The organism is Mesorhizobium sp. M2A.F.Ca.ET.067.02.1.1 (genome assembly GCF_004023285.1).
Lineage (GTDB): Bacteria > Pseudomonadota > Alphaproteobacteria > Rhizobiales > Rhizobiaceae > Mesorhizobium.
Window position 1 is genome coordinate 1 of sequence record NZ_RZSB01000966.1, and the last position, 1,933, is coordinate 1,933.

The 1,933-nt window shown below is 59.8% G+C and carries 2 protein-coding genes; both read left to right on the forward strand.

Annotated features, from left to right (window positions below):
• Positions 1 to 151 precede the first annotated feature (151 nt).
• Positions 152 to 919: a DeoR/GlpR family DNA-binding transcription regulator gene (locus tag EOA28_RS34285; RefSeq protein ID WP_042642634.1), complete on the forward strand. Its 768-nt coding sequence runs from the start codon at positions 152 to 154 to the stop codon at positions 917 to 919.
• 126 nt (positions 920 to 1,045) lie between these two features.
• Positions 1,046 to 1,933 (forward strand): glycerol-3-phosphate dehydrogenase (glpD, locus tag EOA28_RS34290; RefSeq protein ID WP_128315772.1); only part of this gene is annotated, 888 nt, incomplete at its 3' end.

Consider the following 1,933-nt stretch of genomic DNA (forward strand, 5'->3'; position numbering starts at 1 on the left):
AGATTGCCCGCCGCCCGTCCTGAGGCGGGTGGACGCGTTCCGCACTGGGTTGCCTTTTGCAATCAGATGATTTTCGTTAGCCGGCTTATACCTTTTCTTCGCTTTCGTTTTCCGATATAGAGGAGAAAAACGAAAATGGAGGGACGCCCGGATGTTTCTTTCGCCACGCCACGCCGAAATCATCCAGATGGCGAAAGACCACGGCCGGGTTCTGGTCGAGGATCTGGCGACGCATTTCAATGTGACGCCGCAGACCATCCGCAAGGACCTCAACGATCTGTGCGATCAGCGGCTGCTCACCCGCATCCATGGCGGCGCGCTGTTCCCGTCCGGCATCGAGAACATGGAATACGAGGCGCGGCGCAAGATCGCGGCCGACGAGAAGGAGGCGATCGGCGGCGCGGCGGCGCGGTTGATCCCGGACAATGCTTCGCTGTTCATCAATATCGGCACCACCACCGAGGCAGTCAGCAAGGCGCTTCTCGACCATAACGGGCTGATGGTCATCACCAATAACATCAATGTTGCCAATAGGATGCGCATCTATCCTACGATCGAGGTGGTGATCGCCGGCGGCGTGGTGCGCGGTTCCGACGGTGGTGTCGTCGGCGAAGCGGCCGTCGATTTCATCCGCCAGTTCAAAGTCGATTATGCCGTCATCGGCGCCTCGGCCATCGATCATGATGGCGCGCTGCTCGACTTCGATTTCCGCGAGGTGAAGGTGGCGCAGGCGATCATAGCCAATGCGCGCCACGTCATCCTGGTCTCCGACCGGACCAAGTTCGAGCGCACGGCGCCGGTCCGGATCGGCCACCTTTCGCAGGTGAATACCTTCATCACCGATCGTTGCGACATCCCCTCGATTCGCCGGATTTGCGAGGAGACCGAGGTCCGGCTGATCGAGACGGCGCTCGAATAGCGGTGCTTCATGGCTGTTTCACGCAGCGATGAAATTTCGTTTGACATTCGCTTTGAGTTCGAAATAATTCCGTCACGGTTTCGTAAAACACAAAAATGGTGCAATGCGAAATCGTTGGAGGAACTTTTGGACACATCCCCGATCCATGACATTTTCGTCATCGGCGGCGGCATCAATGGCTGCGGTATCGCCCGCGACGCCGTTGGCCGCGGATTTTCGGTTTACCTTGCCGAGATGAACGATCTGGCGAGCGGGACGTCCTCCGGCTCGACCAAGCTTATCCATGGCGGGCTTCGCTATCTTGAATTCTACGAGTTCCGGCTGGTGCGCGAAGCGCTGATGGAGCGCGAGGTTCTGTGGAAGAACGCGCCGCATATCATCTGGCCGATGCGCTTCGTCCTGCCTTATGCCAAGGGCCTGAGGCCCGCCTGGCTGATCCGGCTCGGGCTGTTCCTCTACGATCACATCGGCGGGCGCAAGCTGCTGCCTGCGACGAAGACGCTGGACATGGCGAGCGATCCGGCAGGCAAGCCGCTCAAGCCATTGTTCCGCAAGGCTTTCGAATATTCGGATGGTTGGGTCAATGACGCTCGTCTGGTGGCGCTGAACGCTCGTGACGCCGCCGACCGGGGCGCCATCATCCGCACCCGCACCAAGGTCGTCAGCGCGCGCCGCGACGCCTCAATATGGACCGTCAAGGTGCAGAACGTGCTGACCGGCGACACCGAAGAGGTTCGCGCGCGGCTTCTCGTCAACGCCGCCGGCCCGTGGGTCGATCACGTTCTGCAGACAGCCGTCGGCCAGAACGAAGTCCATAATGTCCGTCTTGTCCAAGGCAGCCACATCGTCGTCGCCAAGAAGTTCGACGATCCGCGCGCCTATTTCTTCCAGAACAAGGACGGCCGCATCATCTTCGCCATTCCCTACGAGGAAGAATTCACGCTGATCGGGACAACCGACCGCGACTATCCAGGCGACCCGCACGATGTGAAGATCTCCGACGCTGAGATCGAC

What these genes read in the sequence shown, in the direction of transcription:
- EOA28_RS34285 (WP_042642634.1), top strand. Translation starts at nt 152, where the DNA reads ATGTTTCTTTCGCCACGCCACGCCGAAATCATCCAGATGGCGAAAGAC.